This is a genomic window from Brachybacterium sp. UMB0905, assembly GCF_002871795.1.
Taxonomy (GTDB): domain Bacteria; phylum Actinomycetota; class Actinomycetes; order Actinomycetales; family Dermabacteraceae; genus Brachybacterium.
Map to the genome: position 1 here is coordinate 247,370 of NZ_PNHL01000005.1, position 21,826 is coordinate 269,195.

At 71.3% G+C, this 21,826-nt stretch carries 15 protein-coding genes and 1 pseudogene; 5 read left to right on the forward strand and 11 right to left on the reverse strand.

What is annotated here, in order from left to right; translation table 11 throughout:
* Window positions 1-260 precede the first annotated feature (260 nt).
* On the forward strand, window positions 261-3,026 hold the full coding sequence (locus tag CJ197_RS06840) for an MMPL family transporter (protein WP_102235986.1): 2,766 nt from the start codon (window positions 261-263) through the stop codon (window positions 3,024-3,026).
* A complete protein-coding gene (locus CJ197_RS06845) occupies window positions 3,023-6,103 on the forward strand; it encodes a YhgE/Pip domain-containing protein (RefSeq protein ID WP_102235987.1) in 3,081 nt (1,026 codons plus the stop codon). Before CJ197_RS06840 ends, CJ197_RS06845 begins: the two co-directional genes overlap by 4 nt.
* 16 nt (window positions 6,104-6,119) lie before the next feature.
* Here CJ197_RS06845 and CJ197_RS06850 read toward each other — a convergent pair whose 3' ends face one another.
* Genes CJ197_RS06850 through CJ197_RS06860 form a run of 3 tightly spaced genes read right to left on the reverse strand, consistent with a single transcriptional unit; the run spans window position 6,120 to window position 12,316 of the window.
* Window positions 6,120-9,545: an error-prone DNA polymerase gene (locus CJ197_RS06850; protein ID WP_102235988.1), complete on the reverse strand. Its 3,426-nt coding sequence runs from the start codon at window positions 9,543-9,545 to the stop codon at window positions 6,120-6,122.
* Window positions 9,546-9,584: 39 nt separating this feature from the next.
* On the reverse strand, window positions 9,585-11,435 hold the full coding sequence (locus tag CJ197_RS06855) for a DNA polymerase Y family protein (protein ID WP_158239393.1): 1,851 nt from the start codon (window positions 11,433-11,435) through the stop codon (window positions 9,585-9,587).
* On the reverse strand, window positions 11,432-12,316 hold the full coding sequence (locus CJ197_RS06860) for a hypothetical protein (RefSeq protein ID WP_102235989.1): 885 nt from the start codon (window positions 12,314-12,316) through the stop codon (window positions 11,432-11,434). Before CJ197_RS06860 ends, CJ197_RS06855 begins: the two co-directional genes overlap by 4 nt.
* 367 nt (window positions 12,317-12,683) lie before the next feature.
* Here CJ197_RS06860 and CJ197_RS06865 point away from each other — a divergent pair, with 367 nt between their 5' ends.
* From CJ197_RS06865 to CJ197_RS06875, 3 genes are all read left to right on the forward strand, one after another.
* Window positions 12,684-13,715 carry an NAD(P)-dependent alcohol dehydrogenase gene (locus CJ197_RS06865; RefSeq protein WP_102235990.1) on the forward strand — a complete coding sequence of 344 codons (1,032 nt, stop codon included), beginning with the start codon at window positions 12,684-12,686 and terminating at the stop codon, window positions 13,713-13,715.
* Window positions 13,716-14,110: 395 nt separating this feature from the next.
* Complete coding sequence (locus tag CJ197_RS06870) at window positions 14,111-15,319, forward strand: MFS transporter (RefSeq protein WP_102235991.1); 1,209 nt, start codon at window positions 14,111-14,113, stop codon at window positions 15,317-15,319.
* 108 nt (window positions 15,320-15,427) lie between these two features.
* On the forward strand, window positions 15,428-16,318 hold the full coding sequence (locus CJ197_RS06875) for an aminoglycoside phosphotransferase family protein (protein WP_158239394.1): 891 nt from the start codon (window positions 15,428-15,430) through the stop codon (window positions 16,316-16,318).
* A gap of 13 nt (window positions 16,319-16,331) precedes the next feature.
* Here CJ197_RS06875 and CJ197_RS06880 read toward each other — a convergent pair.
* The 8 genes and pseudogenes from CJ197_RS06880 to CJ197_RS06910 all read right to left on the reverse strand — a co-directional run bounded on the left by CJ197_RS06880 (window position 16,332) and on the right by CJ197_RS06910 (window position 21,598).
* Window positions 16,332-17,207: pseudogene (locus tag CJ197_RS06880) on the reverse strand (helix-turn-helix domain-containing protein).
* Window positions 17,208-17,433: 226 nt separating this feature from the next.
* Window positions 17,434-17,658 carry a hypothetical protein gene (locus tag CJ197_RS06885; RefSeq protein WP_102235993.1) on the reverse strand — a complete coding sequence of 75 codons (225 nt, stop codon included), beginning with the start codon at window positions 17,656-17,658 and terminating at the stop codon, window positions 17,434-17,436.
* A 67-nt stretch (window positions 17,659-17,725) separates the two neighbouring features.
* Window positions 17,726-17,872, reverse strand: coding sequence for a hypothetical protein (locus tag CJ197_RS15130; protein ID WP_158239395.1), 147 nt, complete (start codon window positions 17,870-17,872; stop codon window positions 17,726-17,728).
* 26 nt (window positions 17,873-17,898) lie between these two features.
* Window positions 17,899-19,078 (reverse strand): IS3 family transposase gene (locus tag CJ197_RS06890; RefSeq protein WP_369801498.1). Its coding sequence is split into 2 segments (ribosomal slippage): window positions 17,899-18,847 and window positions 18,846-19,078, totalling 1,182 coding nucleotides; the frame shifts between segments, so codons are not numbered across the junction.
* A 111-nt stretch (window positions 19,079-19,189) separates the two neighbouring features.
* A complete protein-coding gene (locus CJ197_RS06895; protein WP_102235994.1) occupies window positions 19,190-19,648 on the reverse strand; it encodes a hypothetical protein in 459 nt (152 codons plus the stop codon).
* Between the two features lie 77 nt (window positions 19,649-19,725).
* Window positions 19,726-20,358: a recombinase family protein gene (locus CJ197_RS06900; RefSeq protein ID WP_102235995.1), complete on the reverse strand. Its 633-nt coding sequence runs from the start codon at window positions 20,356-20,358 to the stop codon at window positions 19,726-19,728.
* A gap of 85 nt (window positions 20,359-20,443) precedes the next feature.
* On the reverse strand, window positions 20,444-20,776 hold the full coding sequence (locus CJ197_RS06905) for a transcriptional regulator (protein WP_102235996.1): 333 nt from the start codon (window positions 20,774-20,776) through the stop codon (window positions 20,444-20,446).
* A gap of 186 nt (window positions 20,777-20,962) precedes the next feature.
* Entirely contained in the window at window positions 20,963-21,598 is a 636-nt protein-coding gene (locus CJ197_RS06910; protein WP_102235997.1) for an HAD family phosphatase, read from the reverse strand.
* Window positions 21,599-21,826: the final 228 nt, after the last annotated feature.

The window sequence follows — 21,826 nt, forward strand, 5'->3', positions numbered from 1 at the left end:
TTCTCCACCTCGGTCATCGCATCTCCAGATCGGTTATGGCGCCCCGCGGTCGGTCACAGGGCGGATGCGCGCGCGGCGCATCACAGGGAAAGGAGGTGCCTCACCTCCGGACAGGTGCCGTTGAAGACGGCTCGGCAGGGCCGATAGTATCGGACCGATACGATCGCGTATCGAATGCATCGTTGTCTCGAGTCTGTCCCGGCGCGGTACCAGCCGCGCCTCGCGGCGTCTCATCTCTCCCGTCGTGACCTGGAGGTCCCGTGTCCTCATCGCTCTACCGCCTGGGCCGCACCATGGCCGCACTGCGCTGGAAGATCGTCGCGGTGTGGACCGTTCTGCTCCTGCTCAGCGGCGCCCTGGCGGCGGGACTCGGCGGCAGCTTCTCCACCGAGTTCGAGATCCCCGGTACCGAGGGCCAGGAGGGCCTGGACACCCTCGCCACCCGCTTCCCCGAGCTCGCCGGGACCTCCGGACAGGTCGTGCTCGTGACCCGCGACGGCAGCGACATCGATGATCACCGCGCGGAGATCACCGAGCTCATGGGAGACATCGCGGAGGTGGACGGGGTTGCCGAGGCACCCGACCCCTTCGGTGAGATCTCCCCCGGCACCCGCAACGACGATGACACCGCGATGGTCGCGCAGTTCCAGATGGACGGTCAGGTCGGGGAGTACCCCGCGACCGCGGTCGAGGAGATCCAGCACCTCGTCTCCCAGGCGGACTCCGACGGCCTGGAGATCCACGCGGGCGGGCAGTTCCTCCAGAGCGCAGAGATTCCCTTCGGGGCCGGCGAGATCATCGGCGTCATCGTCGCCCTGATCATCCTCGCGATCGTGTTCCGGTCCTTCGTCCCCGCGGTCATCCCGATCGTCACCGCCATCACCGGGGTGGGCATCGCGATGCTCTCCCTCATGGCGCTCTCCGCCGGGATCTCGATCCCCTCGGTCACCACGGCGCTCGGGGCCATGCTCGGCCTCGCCGTTGGCATCGACTACGCCCTGTTCATCCTCTCCCGTCACCGCGACCAGCTCGCGCGCGGGGATGACGTGCGCGAATCCATCGGCAAGGCCCTCGCGACCTCCGGAAGCGCCGTCATCTTCGCGGGACTGACCGTCGTGATCGCCCTGGTGGGCCTGTTCATCACCGGGATCCCGTTCCTGACCATCATGGGTGTGGCCGCCGCTGCGACCGTCGCACTGTCCGTGGTGGTGGCGCTGACCCTGCTGCCAGCGCTCATGGGGATCCTGGGTGAGCGCCTGCGCCCCCGTCGGATCCGCCGTCTGATGGCCCAGCATGACGGCGCCCTGCCTGCCGATGCTGAGGGGCAGCACTCCCCCGGCGGCTTCAAACTTGCCTGGGTGCGCCTGGTCACCAAGGTTCCCGCGCTCACCATCGTGCTGGTCATCATCGGCATCGGGGCCGTCTCCGTTCCCGTGAAGGACCTCGAGCTCGCCCTGCCGGACCTCGGCACCGAGCCTTCCGGCTCCCCCGCCCGCGTCACCTACGACCTCATCAGTGAGGAGTTCGGTCCCGGCTACAACGGGCCGCTGCTCGTGACCGCTGACATCATCAACTCCACCGACCCCCTCGGTGTGGTCGAGGACCTCGAGAACAACATCGTGGATCTCGGCTCGGTGGAGGAGATCCAGATCGCCACTCCCAACCGTGGCGCCGACATGGCCGTCGTGGTGGTGATCCCCGAGGGCGGACCCACCGACGAGAGCACCAAGCAGCTCGTACGGGACCTGCGCGAGAGCGCCCCGGCCTGGGAAGAGGAGCTGCGGATCAGCGAGATCACCGTCACCGGCTCCACCGCCATCGGCATCGACGTCACCGACAAGCTCTCCGCCGCGCTACTGCCCTTCGCGCTGTTCGTGGTGGGGCTGTCGCTCGTGCTGCTGATGCTCGTGTTCCGGTCCATCTGGGTGCCGCTGAAAGCCTCGATCGGCTACATCTTCTCGGTGCTGGCCGCCTTCGGAGCCACCGCGATGGTGTTCGAGTACGGCTGGCTGAACGGGCCGCTGTTCGTGGACGTCAACGGGCCGGTGGTCTCCTTCATGCCGATCATCGTCATGGGCGTGCTGTTCGGCCTGGCCATGGACTACGAGGTGTTCCTCGTCTCGCGGATGCGCGAGGAGTACGTGCACACCGGTGATGCGCGCGGCGCGATCGAACGCGGCTTCACCGCCAACGCCCCGGTGGTGACCGCCGCCGCTTTGATCATGGTGTCCGTCTTCGCCGGGTTCGTCACCAGCGGCTGGTTCATGCTGCAGCCCATCGCGGTCGCCCTGGCAGTGGGCGTGCTCGTCGACGCCTTCGTGGTGCGCATGACGCTCGTCCCGGCTGTCCTGGCCCTCCTGGGCGAGCGTGCATGGCGCCTGCCGGCCTGGCTGGATCGCCGCCTGCCGGTCGTGGATGTCGAGGGCGAGGGCCTCGCCGGTGTGCTCGAGCATCGTCGTTGGAGCGCCGAGCACGGCGAGCACGCCCTGCGCCTGGAGGACACCATCGCCCCGCTGATCGGGGAGGACGGCACCATCGGCCCCCTCACCGGCACCCTCTCCCCCGGCCAGCTGCTGGTGGCCCGCACCAGCGATGACGCAGCCCGCGCCGCTTTCCTCGCGCTCGCCGGTGGGCGGCTGCAGCCCACTTCCGGGATCCTCGCCGTACATGACCGCATCGCCCCCGATGACCTTCCGGCCATGCAGGCGCGCGTTCACTGGATCGGTGCCGGGGCTCCTGTCGCCCGGCGTCTGGCCGCTCTGCCCGCCCGGAACCTGGGCCGCGAGCTCATCATCATCGAGGACCTTGCGGACCTCGCCCATGCCGCCGCGGCAGAGGATGACGCGCTCGTCGAACGTCTCGATGCGCTGCTAGCCGCCGGCGCCACGATCATCGTCGGCTCCCGCGTCGAGGGCACCTCCCCGGCCGAGCAGCACCTGCACCGCACGCTGCGTGACCCGCGGCGCCTGACAGCTCTAACCCTCCAGCGCTCCCCCGACCACTCCCGTGAAGGAGCTCTCGTATGACCCGCCTGGCCCACCCCCGCACCCTGCTCGTCGTTCTGCTGCTGCCCGTGCTGGTGGCGGCCCTGGGCCTGTGGGCCCTCAGCGGACGCGTGGACCGCCTGGATGCCGTGCCCGCTGCCGTGGTGAACCTCGATGAGGGGGCCGAGGTCACCGACGCCGACGGGAACACCCAGATGGTGCCCTTCGGCCGGCTGCTCGCCGGTGCGCTTACTCAGCCCGGCACGCTCGAGGACGCCGACGCCCCCGACACCACGGGCTTCGACTGGCAGCTGACCAGCCACGATGATGCGAAGGAGGGGCTCGCCGATGGCACCTACTCCGCCGTCATCGTGATCCCGGAGAACTTCTCCCGCGACCTCGCCACCATCGGCACCCCCGAGGCGACGCCCGCCATCATCGAGGTCACCACCAACGACGCCTCCGGGCAGATCAACTCCCTGGTCGGCGCCGCCGTGGCCGAGGCTTCCGCCTCCACCATGGGCGGGCAGATGGCCGAGCAGTACCTCGATGGGCTGTACCTGGGCTTCAACAAGCTCGGCGATGGTCTGCGGGAGGCCGCCGACGGCTCCGAGGAGCTCGCCGATGGTGCGGGGGATCTCGCCGATGGCACGGGTGAGCTCGCCGATGGCGCTGATGACCTGGCGGACGGTGCCTCCCAGGCCGCCGATGGCACCGCGGAGTTCCGCGACGGCGTGTGGTCTCTCGCCGATGGCACGCGTCTGACCGCGAACGGCGCCGATCGTCTCGCCGGTGGTCTGGACACCCTCGCCGATGGCACCGAGGAGCTCGCCGACGGCACGGCCGCGCTCCAGGACGGGATGCGCGGAACCGCCGAACAGCCCGGTCTCCTGGATGGCGCCCAGCAGCTGGCCGACGGCGTGACCGGCGACGGCACCGCCCAGAACCCGGGGCTCGAGGGCGGCGCTGAGCAGCTCGCAAGCGGACTGGAGCAGTACGCCGACGGCGTCGCCCAGGCCGGCACGGCCGTGACCGGCGACGGCACCGCCCAGAACCCCGGACTGCTGCCCACCGCCCGGCAGGTCGCCGGTGGCACCGAAACCCTCGGGGAGGGCGCGCAGCAGGCGGCCGATGGTGCCGCGGCGCTCGGAGACGGCGCCCAGCAGCTCGCCGACGGCGCGACCCAGCTGGATGAGGGGGCGACGGAGCTCGCCGCCGGCGCCTCCCAGCTGGGCGAGGGTGCTCAGGACCTCGCGGACGGCACCGCTGAGATGGCCGACGGTGCGAGCGGCATCGCCGACGGCATGAGCGAGCTCGGCGAGGGGGCGCAGCGCACCGCCGAGGGCACCGCCCAGCTCGCCGAGGGCATCAACGGAGACGGCACGATGCTCAATCCCGGCATGGTCGCCACCGCCCAGGGGCTCGCCGATCAGCTGTGCGGCGCCTCCCCCGGATCGCCGGAATGCCTGCAGGCCCAGGGCCTGCTGGCCTACGCGCAGGGCGTCGATGAGGGCCTGAACGGGGACGGCACCGCCCAGAATCCCGGGCTCGTCGCCGGCACCCAGGGGATCGCCGAGGGCCTGAACGGCGATGGCACCGCCGAGAACCCCGGCCTCGTCATGGGAGTGCAGGGCATCTCCACCGGCCTGAACGGGGATGGCACCGCCCAGAACCCGGGGCTCGCCGCCGGAGCGCAGGGCATCGCCGAGGGCCTGAACGGGGACGGCACCGCCGAAAACCCCGGGCTCGTCGGAGGCATCGAGGCGCTCGCCACAGGGGTCACCGGGGACGGCACACCCGAGAACCCGGGCCTTGCCGCCGGGGCGCAGGGCATCGCCGATGGGCTCAACGGAACCCCAGAGCAGCCCGGCCTGGTGCAGGGCACCCAGCAGCTGGCCGATGGCATCAACGGCACCGCCGAGCAGCCGGGCCTGGTGCAGGGCACGCAGGGCATCGTCGCCTACGGCGAGGGCCTGCAGCTGGCGTTCGAGGGCGATGGCACCGCCCAGAACCCGGGACTGACCGCCTCCGCGCAGCAACTCGCCACCGGGGCGCGGCAGAGCGCCGCGGGCGCCGGGCAGCTCGTCGGTGGCGTGACCAGCCTGCGCGATGGGCTCGCCCAGTACGCGGGCGGCGTCGATGAGCTGGCCGGGGGTACCGGGCAGCTCGCCGAGGGCGCTCGCGCCAGCGCCGATGGTGCCGTGGAGCTCGCGGAGGGCACCGGGGAGCTGTCCCAGGGCGCCGATGCGCTCGGGATGGGCGCCGACCAGCTCGCCTCCGGCTCCCGCCAGCTCGCGGGCGGCACCCGGGACCTGGCCAATGGCGCCGGAGAGCTCGCGGACGGCACCGGGGAGCTCGCCGACGGCTCCGACGAGCTCGCCGACGGGCTGCGAGAGGGCGCCGACGCCGCCCCGTCGTACGACGAAACGGATCGCCAGCGCATGGGTGAGATGGCCGCCGACCCCGTCGGCACCTCCCTGACCCGCCAGAACGAGGCCAGCGGCGCGGACACCGCGACGTTCCCCTTCGTCACCGCGCTCGCGCTGTGGCTGGGCGCGTTCGGCACCTTCCTGCTGCTGCCGGCGCTGCAGCGGCGCCTGCTGGACCGGGCCCTGCCGATGTGGCAGGTGGTGCTGCGCTCGCTCGCTCCCGCGCTCGCGATCGCCGTGGTGCAGACCGTGGCGGTGCTGGCAGTGCTGACCATCGTCGGGATCTCCCCCGTCTCCCCGGTGTCGGTGGGGCTGATCGCCCTGGCGGGCGCGCTGATGTTCGCGGCGCTGCACCAGACGCTGCTGGCGCTGCTCGGGGATCGGATCGGCCGAATCGCCTCGGTCGTGCTGATGGTCCTGCAGGTAGTGACCCTGGTGGGTATCCTGCCGGTGCAGACCGCTCCGGGGCTGCTGCAGGCCCTCAGCTCCCTGATGCCGCTGTCCTTCGTCACGGAGGGGCTCGTGCATGCGGCGCTTGGCGGATCCCTCGTGAGCACCTCCGGGACGCTCGCCGCAATCCTCACCGGCGGCCTCGTATGCCTGCTGGTGACGCTGGTGGTCTCCCGCGGCGCCCGGCGCAGCGATAAGGCGGACCACATCGACGCCACGGCGCTGCCCGCGGCCGCCTGAGCGGTCCTTTCCGGGGTCAGCGGAAGTCCCTGGACCTGCCCGCAGCGGGCAGGTCCAGGGCGGTGACGTCGTCGGCGAGGAGGCTCACCGCCCCGGTGCGGTTCTCCACCACACCCCGCAGGACGACGCCCCGCGCGGTACGCAGCAGCGCCCGATGCCGCACCCAGAACCCCTGGGAGCACACCACGTTGAGGATCCCGGACTCGTCCTCGAGGCTGAGGAAGGTGACGTTCCCGGCGGTCGCGGGCCGCTGCCGATGCGTGATCACCCCGGCGACGCGATGCCGCGAACCGTCCTCCACCTCCTGCAGCGCGGTGATCACCCGGATCCCCTCCGCACTCAGCTGCGCCCGCACAAGCGCCATCGGATGCTCATCCAGGGTGATCCCGGTGGCCCAGGCATCCGCGGCGGCGAGCTCCGCATCGCTCATCCCCGGCAGCATCGGCGCCTGCGCCCCCACCGCCAGATGCGGCAGCGTGTCCGGGGACTCCTGCGCCGCAGCCCCGGCCGCCCACAGCGCCTGCCGCCGCGAGGAGGCGAGCTGATCCAGCGCCCCCGCGGTCGCCAGGGCCTCCAGCTGCCGCGCCGTGAGGCGCACCCGCCGGGCCAGATCCGGCACCGAGGTGAAGGGCCCGCCGCGCTCCCGCGCGGTGACGATCTGCTGGGCAGTGTCGGTGGAGATGCCGCGCACCTGATCCAGGCCCAGGCGGATCGCCGGGCCGCGGGCAGCCTGCTCTCCCTGCACCTGCGGCCCGGGCGGATCCACCCGGTAGCCCGCATGCTCGGCGTCGGTCTCCAGATCGGTGCGGGCCCGGGAGACCAGGACGTCGGGTCCGCGGGTCACCACGCCGTGGCGGCGAGCATCGGCCACCAGGGACTGCGGGGAGTAGAACCCCATCGGCTGGGAGCGCAGCAGCGCCGCCGTGAACGCCGCCGGGTAGTGGCATTTGAGGTAGGAGCTCGCGTACACCAGGTACGCGAAGGAGTAGGCGTGGGATTCAGGGAAGCCGTAGCTGGCGAAGGCCAGGAGCTTGCGGTGGATCGCCTGCGCGTCCTGCCCGGTGATGCCGTGGCGGGCCATCCCGGTGAACAGCGCATCGGACAGCGCCAGCATCTTCTGGGTGGAGCGCTTGGAGCCCATAGCGCGCCGCAGCTGATCAGCCTGAGCGGGGGTGAAATCGGCGATGTCCACCACCATCTGCATCAGCTGCTCCTGGAACAGGGGGATCCCCAGGGTGCGGCCCAGGGACTTCTCCAGCCGCGGATGGATGTAGGTGACCGGCTCCTCGCCGGTGCGGCGGCGGATGTAGGGGTGCACGGAGCCGCCCTGGATGGGACCGGGACGGATCAGCGCCACCTCCACCACGAGGTCGTAGAACTCGCGCGGCTTCAACCGGGGCAGAGTGGAGATCTGGGCGCGGGACTCCACCTGGAACACGCCGATGCTGTCCCCGGCGCACAGCATGTCGTACACCGCCGGGTCCTCCTGCGGGAGGGTGCGCAGCTCGAAATGCTGCCGGTGGTGCTCGCCGATGAGGGCGAGCGCATGATCCAGCGCAGTGAGCATCCCCAGCCCCAGCAGGTCGAACTTCACCAGCCCCGCGTCGGCGCAGTCATCCTTGTCCCACTGCAGCACCGACCGGTTCTCCATCGCCGCCCACTGCACGGGGCACACCTCGATCACCGGCCGGTCGCACAGCACCATCCCCCCGGAGTGGATGCCCAGGTGTCGCGGCGCATCGCGGAGCTGCTGGGCGAGCTGCAGCACATCGGCGGGGATATTCGCCTCAGCGAGGGAGGACCAGGAGCGCTCGATCCGCCGGGAGAAGGCATCCTGCGCCCCGGTGTCGTAGCCGAGGGCCCGGGCGGCATCGCGCACCGCGAGCTTGGAACGGTAGGTGATGACGTTGGCGACCTGCGCGGCGTTCTCCCGCCCGTAGCGCTCGTACACGTGCTGGATCACCTCCTCGCGACGGTCCGCGGCGATGTCCAGGTCGATGTCCGGCGGGCCATCCCGCTCCGGGGCCAGGAAGCGTTCGAACAGCAGGTGGTGGGAGACGGGCTCCACCGCCGTGATCCCCAGCGCGTAGCACACGGCACTGTTCGCCGCCGAGCCGCGGCCCTGCGCGAGGATCCCCTCCCCCGCGCAGAAGTCCACGATCTCGTGGACGATGAGGAAGTAGCCGGGGAAATGCAGATCGGTGATGACCTGCAGCTCATGGTCGATCTGCGCCCACGCCCCGGGGATCCGCTCGGGCTGCTCACCGCTGGGCCGCGGCCCGTAGCGCTCCCTCCCCTCGATCTCCACCAGCTCGCGCAACCAGCTGGCCTCGTCATGCCCGGCCGGCACCGGGAAGGGCGGCAGATCGGGGGCCAGCAGTCGCAGGTCCACCGCGCAGTCCCGGCCCAGCCGGGCCGCCTGCGCAATGGCCGATGGGTAGCGGGACAGCAGCTGGGTCATCTCCTCGCCGCTGCGCAGGTGCCGCGGATGCGAGGGCAGGTACGGGTCGGCCTGTTCGAGCGGCACCCCGGCGCGCAGCGCGGCATGGACGTCGGCCAGGTGGGTGTCCGACGGGCGGGCGGCGTGCGCGTTCGTACTGGCCACCAGCGGCAGTGTGATCGCATCCAGGCCCTGCTCCTCGCGCACCAGGCGGGCGGCCTGGGCGAGGGCGTCGTGCAGCTCATCGGCCTGACCTCCACCGCCGGCCACGAGCTCCACCGCGACGTTCCCGGCCCCGAACAGCTCCAGCAGACGCGTGATCTGCGTGGCCGCGGCCTGGGCGGCGCCCTCGAGGTCCCCGATCGCGAGCTGCTCCTGGGCGGCGCGGGTGACGGCGCCCTTGCGGCAGCCGGTGAGAATCTGCCAGTGGCCCTCGCGGGCGATCCGCGACAGCTCCGCCAGGCGGTAGCGCGGCGCAGCCTTGGTGCGGGAGTCCAGGTGGGCGCGGGCGATCGCGGCGGCGAGCTGCCGGTAGCCGGTCTCATCGCGCACGAGCACCAGCAGATGCTCGCCGCCCGGATCCGGCACCCCGGTGCGGGGCGCGGAGATGACGGGGGTGGTGCTTGCCTGGACGGCGCCGGGCTCGAGTCCCAGGGTCAGCTCCGCGCCGAACACGGTGCCGATCCCCTCCTCCCGGGCGGCGCGGGCGAAGCGCACCGCCCCCGGCAGCCCGTCGTGGTCCACGAGCGCGAGGGCCGTCAGCCCCAGGCGGGCGGCCTGCGCGACCATGTCCTCGGGGCTTGAGGAGCCGTCGAGGAAGCTGAAGTGGGAGTGGGCGTGCAGCTCCGCGTACTCCACCGCGAGGGAGGGCTGATACCCGTCCTGCGGCGGCGCCCCCGTGTGCTCGACGATGATTGGTGGGCTGACCAGCTCAGCGGGACGGTCCGAGAGGATCGCCTCGAGGTCCTTCCACGCGGGTGGCCCCAGGAACCAGCCGGCCATCAGCGGGGCCTTCCGCGCTGACCGGGGCGGGCGGGAGACTCAGTCATAGATCCCCTCCAGACTCCACTGCCCGGTGCGCGAGAGGGCCAGCACGGCGGTCTCCTCGCCGCTCGCGGCCCGCACCACCAGCTGCAGCCGTGCCCCGCGATGCCCCTCCCGGCTCCACCAGCGCTCATCGATCACGGTGGGGGCACTGTGGGCCAGCACCGGATGGGCGGATCCGGCCCGCAGCCCGGCCCGCTGCAGCGGCGGCGCCCCCGGGGCGGGCACGTGCAGCTGCGCCGGGGCGGCGCTCAGCAGCCCGCGGGCGGTCACCACGACAGCGTCCCCGTCGGCATCCAACAGCTCGATGGGTGGCGGGCTGCGCAGCACGGTGGCGGGCACCGGGCGGGGCAGGGATCCCGGCCACGGCCCCGGCCGATGCTCCGGCTTCTCGCTGCGCCACGGCACCAGACGCGCCTCCGCAGCCAGCAGCCGCCCACCGATCAGTGCCGGGACCTGCACGGCCTCCTCCCCCGCGAGGCCCTGTGCCCGGGCGAGGGCGCGGGCGGCCCGCTCGGCGGACTCCCCCGCCCCGCCCCACAGCGCCGGGGCGGCTTGGCCCGCCGGGGTCAGCTGCAGCGGCTGCAGGGTGATGCGGGTGATCGCGCCGGTCGCCGCCCCGCCGAGCCGGGCCCGGGTGATCCAGCCGTCGCACTGCCAGCGGATGCGATCGACCACGTCGGCCACGCTGAGCGCTCCGTCGTGCCGCCAGGTGCGCTCCATCTCCCCACCGTTCTCAGTGGTGGCGAGGATCCGCAGCCGCGTGCACACCAGGCCGCGCCCTCCGAGCATCTGGTGCAGCTGCTCGGCGAGGGGCCGGGCTATGAAGGCCGCCTGATCGGTGCGCATCAGCGGGGTCTCCAGCACGCTCTCCACCTCGAGCGGCTGGGCGGGATGATGCGCGGCGGGCGGTGCGGCCTCCAGACCCCGGCTGAGCAGATGGAGCGCGGCGACATCGGGCCCGAAGCGGTCTGCGACCGCCGCGGGCGGCAGCGCCGCGAGGTCCCCCAGGGTCGTGATCCCCAGGCGCTGCAGCAGGTCGACGGTCTCGGCGAGGTCCAGCGGCCGCTCCGCTCGGGTGGCGGCAGGCTGGCCGCGGTGCCCCCAGCCGGGGCCGACGGGGGCGTGCACGAGGGCGCTGATCGGATGCGGGGCCAGGTAGTCGGCGCTGCGGCCCGGGCGGATGATCCGCCCGGGGACGGAGGCGAGCAGGGCGGCGAAGGGCCCATCGGCGATCCCCACCGAGCAGTCCCAGCCGGTGAGCTCCGCGACCGCATCGAGGATCCGCTCGGCCAGGTGCTCCTCCCCGCCGTGGTGGCGGGCCGGGCCGCGCGCAGCCATCAGCAGCACCCCGGGCCGCAGCACGTCCACCCCGGCAGCGACCGTATCCACCGCGGCGGCGACCAGCTCGAACAGGGCGGCCTCCTGCTCCCGATCCGCCTCCAGCACCACCGCATCCGGGCACGCCGCCCGGGCCGCACGGCGCCGCATCCCCGGTATGGCCCCGGCCGCCCGCGCCGCGGGGCTCGCATGGGTGACCCGATGCTGGTCGATGAGCAGCACCGGGGTGATGGCGGGATCCAGCGACGGCGGGAGCGCGGTGCTCTGCGCCCCCGTTCCGTTCTGCTGCGCACCTTTCTCCGCACCTGGCCGCTCCATGGGCGGGGCGCTCTCCTCGACCCGGCGCTGGTGACGCTCCAGCGCGGCCAGCAGCGGCCAGTCCGGCACCGTCACCGCAACCGTGCGGGTCGCAGCGGTCTGCGGAGCGCCCGATGGGTGTGGCGCGGCCGATGGAGCCGGGTGAGCTGGCGCGTCCGGGAGGGTCGGTGCGGCGTCGGCGCTCATCATCCGGCCCTCCGCAGGGCGGGCACCAGCTGCAGCCCCGAGCGCTCTGCGGCCGCGGCCTGCTCCGGCTGGGCACGCTCGGCCCGCGGGTCGGCGGCGAGCATGCCCTGCACCTGCGGCAGCAGCACCTGGGCGATGCGCGTCCCGGCGATGCCGCGGCCCTGGGCGGTGATCTCCACCCGACGCTGCCGCAGCCGCCCGGAGCCTGTGCCGAGCCCGGTCCAGCCCTGGCAGACCCCCTGCAGGGTGATGTCGGCGCGTCCAGGCGGGGCGGCGGCCAGCACCAGGGTGTCCGCAGTGCGGGCGCGAGAGAGCAGGCTGCGCCACAGGGCCGGGGCGAGCTCGAGGTCTGGGCCCAGCACCAGCACGCCTACCCCGTCGGCCAGGGCCGAGAGCACCTGCGGGGCCTGCTCCCCCGGAGCCGGGGCGATCGCCAGACGGCAGGGATCCAGCCCCGCATCCAGGGCTGAGCGCAGCCCCAGATCCGCCATCCCCGCAATCGCGCACCAGGCATCCTCCCCGGCCGCAGCGACGGCGAGGGCCAGCAGCAGCGAGGTGCTCGCCGCACCGCCCACCGCCACAGAGCTGCCCGCTCGCAGGCTCCCGCGGGGGAACAGGCCGCTGAGCGGCTCCGGCACGGGCAGGCGAGCACCGAGCCCGTCATCGGCCGGCGCCGGGATGAGGGGTGAGCCGGGGGATGCGGCGGTGCCCGCGGAGCCGGTGCGCGGAAGCGGTCGCAGCGCGGTGCGGTCGATCCGCCCGCCCCAGCGGGCAGCGGAACGCTCGGCTGCTCCCAGGGCAGCGCGGGCGCGCGCAAGACGCTGCGTGCGGTCTTCGCGCTGCGTGGGCGCCTCCCCAGCCGTGGCCTGCAGGGCAGTGCTCATCGTGCTCCTCCTCCCGGTGCTCATCGCTGCTCTCTATCGATCTGCGCCATCGATCGGTGCCATCGGTCTGCGTCAGTGTTCCCGCGCCATTGACCTCGCATCATCGATCCCGTGTTCGAAAGTCCGTTCGAACACTACGCCGAAGGTGGGTGCCCTACAAGGCGTGCAGCTCATTCCGTCGAACATGTATACGAAGTCTGGGGGTGGGGTGTGACAGACGATCGGGGTCATGGGGCGAACGGGTGGTTGAGCGACGCGCGGGTGCATGGAGCGGAGGTGCCGACGAGGGGCGCTGTCGCTCCTCGCCTCCCCTTCAGGCTGCTATGACAGGCTCAGGGCACGAACCGCTCGAGAGAAGGAGCCCCGCATGCGCGCGCTGGTGCTGCACGAGAAGAACCGGATATCGATCGAGGAGGTCGAGGCGCCCGGCGCTCCCGGCCCCGGTCAGGTGAGGATCGCGATGCACACCGTCGGCATCTGCGCCTCCGACGTGCACTACTGGACCGACGGGAAGATCGGCCCGTTCGTCGTCGAGGCGCCGATGATCCTCGGCCACGAGGGCGCCGGCACCGTCCTCGAGGTCGGCGAGGGCGTCACGGATCTCGCCGTCGGCGACCGCGTGGTCATGGAGCCGGGCATCCCGGACCCCACCTCCCGCGCGGTCAAGGAGGGTAACTACAACGTCGATCCCGGCGTCGAGTTCTGGGCGACCCCGCCCGTCCACGGCTGCCTCGCCGACGAGGTTCTCCACCCCGCCGCCTACACCTACAGGCTCCCGGAGTCGATGAGCTTCGCCGAGGGCGCGCTGATCGAGCCCTTCGCGGTCGGCATGTTCGCCGCGACCAAGGCGGAGATCTCCCCCGGAGACGTCGCCGCCGTGGTCGGCGCCGGCACCATCGGGATCATGACCGCGCTCGCCGCGCTCGCCGGCGGTGCCAGCACCGTCTTCATCTCCGACGTCCTGCCGGAGAAGCTTGCGCTGCTCGACGGGATCGACGGCATCGTCACCGTCGACGCCACCCAGCAGGACCTCGGCGAGACGGTGCGCGACGCGACCGGCGGCTGGGGCCCGCAGGTCGTCTTCGAGGCGACCGGCGCCGCGCCCGCGTACAAGGCCCTGTGGTCGCTGCCCGCGCCGGGCGGGCGGATCGTGCTGGTGGGCATGCCGGTGGATCCGGTGCCCTTCGACATCGCCACCGCCCAGAGCCGCGGCGTCTCGCTCGAGACGGTGTTCCGCTATGCGAACGTGCACCAGAAGGCGATCGACCTCGCCGCGAGCGACGCCGTGGACCTCTCCCCCTTCGTCTCGGAGACCTTCGCCTTCGACGACTCGGTCCAGGCGTTCGAGCGCTTCCTCGAGGGACGCCCGACGGATGTGAAGATCCAGATTCGGATGTGAGGCGCTCAGGAGGTCCACCAGGTCCGTCCTGCGCGCACCCCTAACGGCGCCACGTGCGCCAGCCGCCCTACGATGGCGCCATGCAAAACCGCCTGGCGCTCATCACCGGAGGGACGCGAGGGATCGGGCGGGCCGGATCGATGCCGTGGTGAACAACGCGGGCGCGACCATTCGCGCTGCCGACGGGGGCTGAGCCCGGAGCCGGCACGATCGATCCCCGGACGCGAAGCGCGGTCGTCGGCGAGGAGCTGGCCGCCGCCTGGGACGGGCGGCTGCCGAACACGATCAGCCTGCTCGCGCGTCGCAGCTGAGGGGTGCCCTGGCAGTTCCTTCCGGCGAGGACGGCGGCGGCATAGCGTGCCGGGAGCTCTACCTCCGAACGATGAAGGATCTCCATGCCCTCCGACGCCCTGCGGCGCCCCCTCGCCTCCTGCCTGCTCGTGCCGTCGGCGGCGCTGCTGTGGGGGCTGCACTCCTCGCTGCTGAGCCCCGCGCTCGCCCTGATCCTCGCCACGCTGTACGACGCCTCCACCGCCGACATCGGCTGGTCGCTGGCGATCTACAACGCCGGCGGCTTCATCGCCTCGATCGTGCTGCCCGCCTGGGCGGACCGGCGTCGCACCTACCTGCCGATGCTGATGGCCGCTGCGGTGCTGACGATCGCGCTGGCCGCAGCGCTCGCCGCGGTGAGCACGCTGCCGCTCGCGACGGTGGCGCTGGTGGTCCTCGGCGGCCCGGCGGGGCTCGGCACCACGATGCTGTTCGCCCATCTGCGGGACGTCGGCGCGGCCACCTCCACGATCGTCGACACCCGCGCGATCATCTCCGCGGCCTGGATGGGCGGGCCGCCGCTCGCGACCGCGATCATCGGCTCGGCCGGGGCACGCGGCATCCTGCTGGCACTGGTGGTGATCGCGGTGGTGAACATCGTGACGACCGCGGTGATGATGCGGCAGCACCGCTCCGCCGCCGCGGAGACGCCCGAGCCGACCCGCTCCCCGCACACCCTGCCGCCCGGCAGCCGGACCGCGACCGTCGTGATCATCGGCGCGTTCGTGCTGTTCCAGGCCACGAATGCGACGGCGATGACGTTCATGGCGCTGTACGTCACCGAGACGGTGGGCCTCGGCGTCATGTGGGCGGGGATCGTGCTCGGCGTCGCCGCCGCGCTCGAGGTGCCGGCGCTGATGATCATCGGCCGCCTCGGCGACCGCATCTCGCACCTCACCCTGGTCGCGGTTGGCGCCGTGCTCTCGGCCGTCTACTACGCCGGGCTGATGCTGGTCTCCGAGCCGGTGCTGCTGCTCGTGTTACAGATCCCGAACGCGCTCGGCTTCGCCGCGATCTCCGGGATCGGTCTCGCCCTGTTCCTGGACCTGATCCCGGGCGCGGGGATGTCCACGGGCCTGTTCATGAACGCCCGGCGCGTCGGTGCGGTGCTGTCCGGACCGATCATCGCCGCTGGTGCGCTGCCGCTGCTGGGCCAGCGCGGGATCTTCATGATCTGCGCGGTGCTCACCCTGATCGGGCTCGGCATGATCCCGCTGGCGAAGCGCCTCGCGGAGGAGCCCGCGGAGACGCCGAAGGAGGCCGCCGCTAGCTGAGGCACGGACGCGCTCGACGGACCGTCCTCGTGCATGGTCGGCCCTCGTCGCGCTGCGGGTCTCGGCCCGGCGACGCCCCTGGTCATCGTCGGGCGCTACCCTGGCGCGGTGACCATTGCGCGAGAGGCCCTCGTTGACGCGGGGATGTCCCGATGGCCGGATTACCGGTGGGCCGAGGGCAGGCTGCATCACGGCGCTTTCCATCTCGTGCTGACCGCCCCCGACGGTCCGTCGCTCCGCGCCACACTCGGCCGCCGCGGGCGCGAACGCAGCCGGCGGGAGGCGAGCGCGCTCGTGACCCTGGACGCGTCTCGGCTTCCGCTCACCATCCCGCAGGTCCTCGATGGCCCGCACTGGGCGGAGCCTGCGCGGACATGGATCACCTGCCTCACCACCGTGCCGGGCTCGCCGGCCGCAGATCTGACGGAGTGCTCGGCCCAGCGGGTCTCCGCCTATGCCGACATCCTCACCTCGCTCCGGGAAGCGTCCTCGGGATGCGGCACGCTGCCGCCGGTGAGAGCGTGGTGCGGCGGTGACGGCTGGGCAGAGATCGTGCACCGGGACCTGAGCCCGCGACTCGAGCCCTACGGCCGCCGTGTCGCCGCCGAGCGGGTCGAGGCCGTGCTCGAGGCGGAAAGCCACGTGGAGCCCACCCTCTGCCACGGGGACTTCGGCCCGCACAACATCCTGTGGTCCGAGGGCAGGGCGGTGTCGGTCATCGACCTCGATCATGCCTGCCTGGGCGATCCCGCGATCGACATCGCGCCGCTGATCAGCTTCCATGGCGTATCCCGCCTGGCACCGCTCAGCTCAGCGGACACGACACGACGGGCGATGCTCCACCGCGCCACGCTCCCGCTGCAGGTCGCGGCGTCCGCGCACCTCGCCGGGCTCGGTCAGCTCCGGGACCACGCGCTGGCGAACTTCACCCGACGAGTTGCCGACGGCACTCTGTTCGACCCCACCGGAGAGACCCCCGAGGGACACGACGCGCCGTGACGCGGACCGGAGGTCAGAGCTTCTCCACGGCGTCGGTCCGAGTACCCGTTGAGGTCTCCTCCGCGAGGCTGCCCAGCAGCCGCAGCCGCTCCTCGCTCGGCGAGCCGGGCGCGGCGGTGTACCCGAACATGAACCAGTCGGGATGGGCGGGGAAGTCCATCGCCTCGTAGCCGAGCTCGAGGTCCCCCACCTCGGGGTGGCGGATGCGCTTGAGACCGGTGCGGTGGTGGCGCACGTCGTGCGCGGCCCAGCGCACCCGGAAGTCGTCGCTGCGGGTGGCGAGCTCGCCGATGAGGTCGCTGAGCCGCTTGTCGCGCGGGGACTGGCCCGCGTACGTGCGCAGCGTCGCGACGATGCCGGTGGCGTTGTCCTCCTAGTCGGGGAAGAAGGTGCGCGAGGCGGGGCTGAAGAAGACGAACCTCGCCGTGTTCCCGCGCGCGGCGGGGTCCTCGAGCACCGGGGCGTACAGCGCACGGCCGAGGGGATTCGTCGCCACCGCGTCCATGCGACGGTCCCGCACCCACACCGGCACGGAGACCGCGTCCACGAAGCGCTGCAGAGAATCGGGGAAGGGCTGCTCGGCCGGACGAGGTCGACGCCGGGCCGACGGCCCCGCGGCCTCGGCAAGGTCGTGGAGATGGTCCGTCTCCGCCTCGTCCAGCAGCAGGGTGCGGGCGAGCGCGTCCAGCACCTCCGTGGAGACGCCGCGCAGGTCGCCGCGCTCGATCCGGGCGTAGTACTCGACGCTGATCCCCGTAGCTGCGGCGACCTCCTCGCGACGCAGCCCGGACACGCGTCGACGCGTGCCGCCGAGGATCCCCGCCTGGGAGGGCGTGATCCGGTCACGGCGCGTGCGCAGGAAGTCGCTCACCTCTGCTCGATGGTCCATGCGCCCACGGTACGGCGACGGGCGGAGCAGAGGGAGGAACTGCCAGGGCACCCCGTCATGGGGATCAGTCCATGCAGGTGCCGGTGTAGTGGTCGGCCAGCGCCTCGCCCGCGGCGTCGACCTCGTCGTCCGCGACCTCGATCACGGCGGTCATGTCCGCAGGATCCTCGGACTCGAGCTTCGGGCCGACCTCCTCGAGGAAGCTCTGCCAGGTGGTGAAGTCCTCCTAGAGCTCCTCGGGCACATCGTCCTGGACCTGCTCGAGCAGTGCGAGCCGCTCGTCCACCTGCTCCGAGGTGACCATCCCCGGGACGACGGCCGTGTACACCGTCGCCGAGACGTCGGAGTTGTCGGTCAGGGTCGAGCAGTAGGCGCTGTTCCCGCCGCCGCACGCGCTGAGGGTCAGCGCGAGGGCGGGGACGAGAAGAACGGCGGCGCGGGCGTGGCGCATGAGGAGTCTCCTGAGGGATGCGGGGTCGCGGGCCGCCCCCTGCGGCCCGGCGGACGTGCTGGTCCGATCATCCAGTATGCCGTTCCCAGGCCTCCGGGATCTCGCGGGTGAAGGTCTCCAGCGTGATCGCGTCGGGGTCGGGGCCGCCGCGCTCCCCGGTCTCCAGCGCGTCGATGCGGGCGAGCTCCTCGTCGGAGAGCGCGACGCGGAACATGAAGCACCCTGGGTTTTGTTCCGTGGTTAGACGGTCGCGGGCGTAGTCGTCGTGGTGTGGGTGTGGGACGCTTCGACTTCTGCGGGGGTGCGGTAGCCGAGAGCTTCGTGCAGACGCTCGGTGTTCCACCAGTGGACCCAGCCCATGGTGGCGATCTCGACCGCCTGGATGGACTCCCAGATCCGCTGGGAGTGGATCAGCTCGGCCTTGAGCAGGCCGTTGACTGTCTCGGCCAGGGCGTTGTCGTAGGAGTCTCCGACGGAGCCGACCGATGCGGTGACCCCGGCAGTGATCAGCGCGTCGGAGTACGTCAGGGAAACGTATTGGGCTCCTCGGTCGCTGTGATGGATCAGTCCGCTCTTGCTGCGGACTGCGCCGCTGGTCAGCAGTGCGTGCTCCAGCGCCAGCAGGGGCAGGCCGTCGGTGTGGAGCGTGGAAGAGACGGCCCAGCCGACGATCTTGCGAGTGCATACGTCGGTGATGAACGCGACGTAGCAGAATCCGGCGAGGATCCGCACGTAGGTCATGTCAGCAACCCACAGGCGATACGGTCGGTCTGCAGTAAAGCGCCGCTCTACGAGGTCCGGGCGGGCATCGGGCACGTGAGTGGGGTATGTGGTGACCGGCTTCCGGCCACGCCGCACGCCCTTCAGGCCAGCTGCCCGCATGAGGCGGGCGACCTGGTCATGGCCCACGTCCCAGCCCTCCTGGTGCATCGAGTGGTGCATCTTCCGCACCCCGTAGACGCTGTAGTTCTCGGCATGGATGCGCTGGAGCTCCGGGAGAAGAACCTCATCGCGCAGCGCCCTGGCCGAGGCGGGGCGTGCCTTGGCGGCCCGGTAGCCGCGGGAGGTGATGAAGCCACATTCTGTCGCGCTGAGCACGCGGCAGATGGCCTCGACCCCGAACTGATCGCGGTGCTCGTCGATGAACCGGATCATCTCGTCGTGGGGCGGCCTGGTTCCGCGGCGAAAGAGCCGAGGCCGCTTTGAGGATCTCGTTGGCACGGCGAGCTTCAGCCAGCTCGCGGCGCAAGCGCCAGCTCCCCTCCCCAAGTGAATCGCCGCTGCCGGTGACTGGTTCCGTGGGGCCGTAGCGGTTGCACCAGATCCGCAGGGTCTCCAGGCCGACACCGAGTTGGGGCGCGATGGCACGGATCGACTCTGCGCGCGGGCCTCCCTCACGCGCCTGGCGGTCGTAGATCATCCGGACGGCACGGTCACGCAGCTCGGGACTGAACTTCTCAGGGCATACTCCGATTCCCCTTGCTGAGACTCGGAACCAAACCCAGGACGCTTCACGCCATGCTCTCGCATCTCAATCCAGTCCGAGACGTTCCTGTTCCGCCTGGACGGCATCGACCAGCTCATCGTCGATCAAGCCGTCATCGAGGGCTGACTCAACCTCTCCCCAACCTCCGGGTTGATCGACCCGCAGTGGGTCCGCCAAGACCTCAGAACGCACATCTGGTGTGTACGACCACCTCGCCAGCTGGGCGACCACCTCGTCGCGCTCGAGCTCCCCCGCGGTGTACCGCTGGCAAATCTCGTATGGGCCAGCGCCCGCGAACCCCTCCGGAATGTCCATCAGGCCACTAGCCCGATGCAGTGCTTCACTCACTGACGGCTGAGAGATGCGGACTGTCCGCGCGATTGCACTCTGCGAGTACCCAGCAGCCGATGCGCGTTTCAGACTGCGGCGATAGTCCAGCGTGGCCACGTTCATCCGCGCGCGGCTCACGATCACCGTGCGCAGCTCATCACTCGTCGTCGTCATCGCGACCACCTCCTCTCATATCAACCTAGCTATAGGGTAGCCTATAGATGTGGTGCCGACAATGGCGCGGCCTTGCGCTACTGGAGAGGTAGCCGCGGGGTCTCGAGGTAGCGGTACAGCGTGGATCGACTGATCCCGTAGTCACGCGCGATCTGGGCTTTGGGCTGGCCTTCGAGGGCGGCGGTGCGGACTTCACGGACTTGCTCGGGAGTGAGGACTCGCTTGCGGCCCACGTACACGCCGCGCTTCTTCGCGGCGTCGATGCCCTCACGCTGCCGCTGGCGGATCAGCTCGCGCTCGAACTGAGCGAACGCACCCATCATGTTCAGCTGGAACGCTGCCATGGGGTCCACGGCGCCGGGATCGAACCGTAGCCGCTCCTTCAGGAACTCGATGCTGGCGCCCTTCCTCGGCTCCGCGTCGGTGTGGTCGGCGGGGTCGCCGGTGATCTGCTGGACGATGCTGTTGAGGTCGATGACGGAGCGGGCGAGGCGATCCATGGAGGCAACGACAACGAGGTCGCCGGGGCGGACGTGCCGGATGAGGGCGGCCAGCTGGGGGCGGTCCCCGACGTTCTTGCCGGACTGGTGCTCGGTGAAGATGTGGTCGCACTCCCCCACGGCTTCGAGCTGCCGGGCGGGGTGCTGGTCGATGGAGGAGACGCGCACGTACGCGATGCGCTGCCCATGTTGGGGATGGTTAGCGTTCATGGCTCTCCTCGCTGCCGGTTTCGCGGGCTGCGCTGCGGGTTGGTGTTGGCTGCGCGGCAGCGCCCCTCGGACGGTTGGCTGCTCATTAGAACTCCCGTCGGATGGCCGCGATCTCCAGGAACTGCCCGCACCACAGGTCGAGCACACGGCGGTCCAGCGCAAGGATCGGCCACACCGCCAGCAACGGGTCCTTGTTGATGAACTTCACCAGGTGCTCGGGTCGGCCGTTGGAGAGGATCGACTGGTACGCCCGCTGGAGGTCTTCGCGGTCCTGGAGGTTGAACGTGGACTGTGGGCCGGACCAGTGGACGTCGACGGGCAGGGTGGCACATCCGGTGCTGGGGCCGGTGAGCTCGTCGAGGGAGTCGACGATGGAGTACGGCTTGATGTCGCGGAATCGGACGCGCTGGTCGGTCATGGTCGCCACCTCCCTACTGTGTCCTAGTGGCTCTTAGAGCTTACGGCACAGCTGTGCCACTGGGGAGATGTGGACGTTGTGAAACAGGGGCGGCGCTTCGGCGCCGCGTGTCTCAGTGGGGTATACCCCACCGTGACGGTGCCGCCCGGAGCATCATCTCGGGGACTCCCCGACACAGAGCGCGGGTCATCCGAACCTGCGTGGGCCGCAGCGTCCGGGTTCGGCGCCTCCCCGCGCAACGAGCTGATGCTGTGCGAGTGCGGCGCGGAGCGGGCCGATGCCCCTGAAGTGATGGGCGTGCATGCCGCAGGCCTGGGCGCCCTGCAGCGTGCGCTCGGAGTCGTCGGTGAAGAACACCTCCTGGGCGTCGAGCCCGAGCTGATCGAGCACGTAATGGAAGACGCGTATATCCGGCTTGATGTACCCGATGGCGGAGGAGTTGAAGATCGGGTCGAAGTGCCTGACCAAGCCGAGTTCAGCGGCTTCCGCGGGGATCGTGTCGGTGCCGTTGGTCAAGATCGCGGTCACGATGCCCGCTGCGCGCAACTCCGCCGCGAGATCCAGGATGTTTGGGTCCACTTGCGAGGGCTGGGAGCCCCACTCCGCCGCCGCGGCGGCGTTGCCGATGTGCTGGGCGATCATTTCCACCCAGGCGGCACGCCTGATGCGCCCGGTAGTGACGTCCTCGATCTGGGGCTGCGCGAACGCGAAGGACTCGATTGCACCCTCAGGAACCCCATGGCGACGCTCTATCGCCCGCACGTGATCGGGATCAAAGTGCCGGACAACGCCGTCCAGGTCAAACACCGCTGCTCGAATCATGAACCCATCCTCGCCTAGGACGGAGCCTGGCCGCGGTCCCGGTTGCGACGTGTGGCCGTTTGCGGTGCAGCTATTCGGCGCGCGGCGGTCCGGAGAGACGAAGCACCAACACGGGCCGCGCGGCCCGTGCCACAAACGACCGTTTACGGCACGCCCGACTGGTAACCTCGGCGCATGATGGAGAGTGGCGACCAGCTGACCGAGACCGTGCTTCTGCTGGCGGTGCCC

What these genes read in the sequence shown, in the direction of transcription:
- CJ197_RS06855 (WP_158239393.1), bottom strand. Translation starts at nt 11,435, where the DNA reads ATGATGAGCGCCGACGCCGCACCGACCCTCCCGGACGCGCCAGCTCAC.
- CJ197_RS06865 (WP_102235990.1), top strand. Translation starts at nt 12,684, where the DNA reads ATGCGCGCGCTGGTGCTGCACGAGAAGAACCGGATATCGATCGAGGAG.
- CJ197_RS06850 (WP_102235988.1), bottom strand. Translation starts at nt 9,545, where the DNA reads ATGGCCGGCTGGTTCCTGGGGCCACCCGCGTGGAAGGACCTCGAGGCG.
- CJ197_RS15130 (WP_158239395.1), bottom strand. Translation starts at nt 17,872, where the DNA reads ATGTTCCGCGTCGCGCTCTCCGACGAGGAGCTCGCCCGCATCGACGCG.
- CJ197_RS06895 (WP_102235994.1), bottom strand. Translation starts at nt 19,648, where the DNA reads ATGACGACGACGAGTGATGAGCTGCGCACGGTGATCGTGAGCCGCGCG.
- CJ197_RS06870 (WP_102235991.1), top strand. Translation starts at nt 14,111, where the DNA reads ATGCCCTCCGACGCCCTGCGGCGCCCCCTCGCCTCCTGCCTGCTCGTG.
- CJ197_RS06910 (WP_102235997.1), bottom strand. Translation starts at nt 21,598, where the DNA reads ATGATTCGAGCAGCGGTGTTTGACCTGGACGGCGTTGTCCGGCACTTT.
- CJ197_RS06900 (WP_102235995.1), bottom strand. Translation starts at nt 20,358, where the DNA reads ATGAACGCTAACCATCCCCAACATGGGCAGCGCATCGCGTACGTGCGC.
- CJ197_RS06905 (WP_102235996.1), bottom strand. Translation starts at nt 20,776, where the DNA reads ATGACCGACCAGCGCGTCCGATTCCGCGACATCAAGCCGTACTCCATC.
- CJ197_RS06860 (WP_102235989.1), bottom strand. Translation starts at nt 12,316, where the DNA reads ATGAGCACTGCCCTGCAGGCCACGGCTGGGGAGGCGCCCACGCAGCGC.
- CJ197_RS06845 (WP_102235987.1), top strand. Translation starts at nt 3,023, where the DNA reads ATGACCCGCCTGGCCCACCCCCGCACCCTGCTCGTCGTTCTGCTGCTG.
- CJ197_RS06885 (WP_102235993.1), bottom strand. Translation starts at nt 17,658, where the DNA reads ATGCGCCACGCCCGCGCCGCCGTTCTTCTCGTCCCCGCCCTCGCGCTG.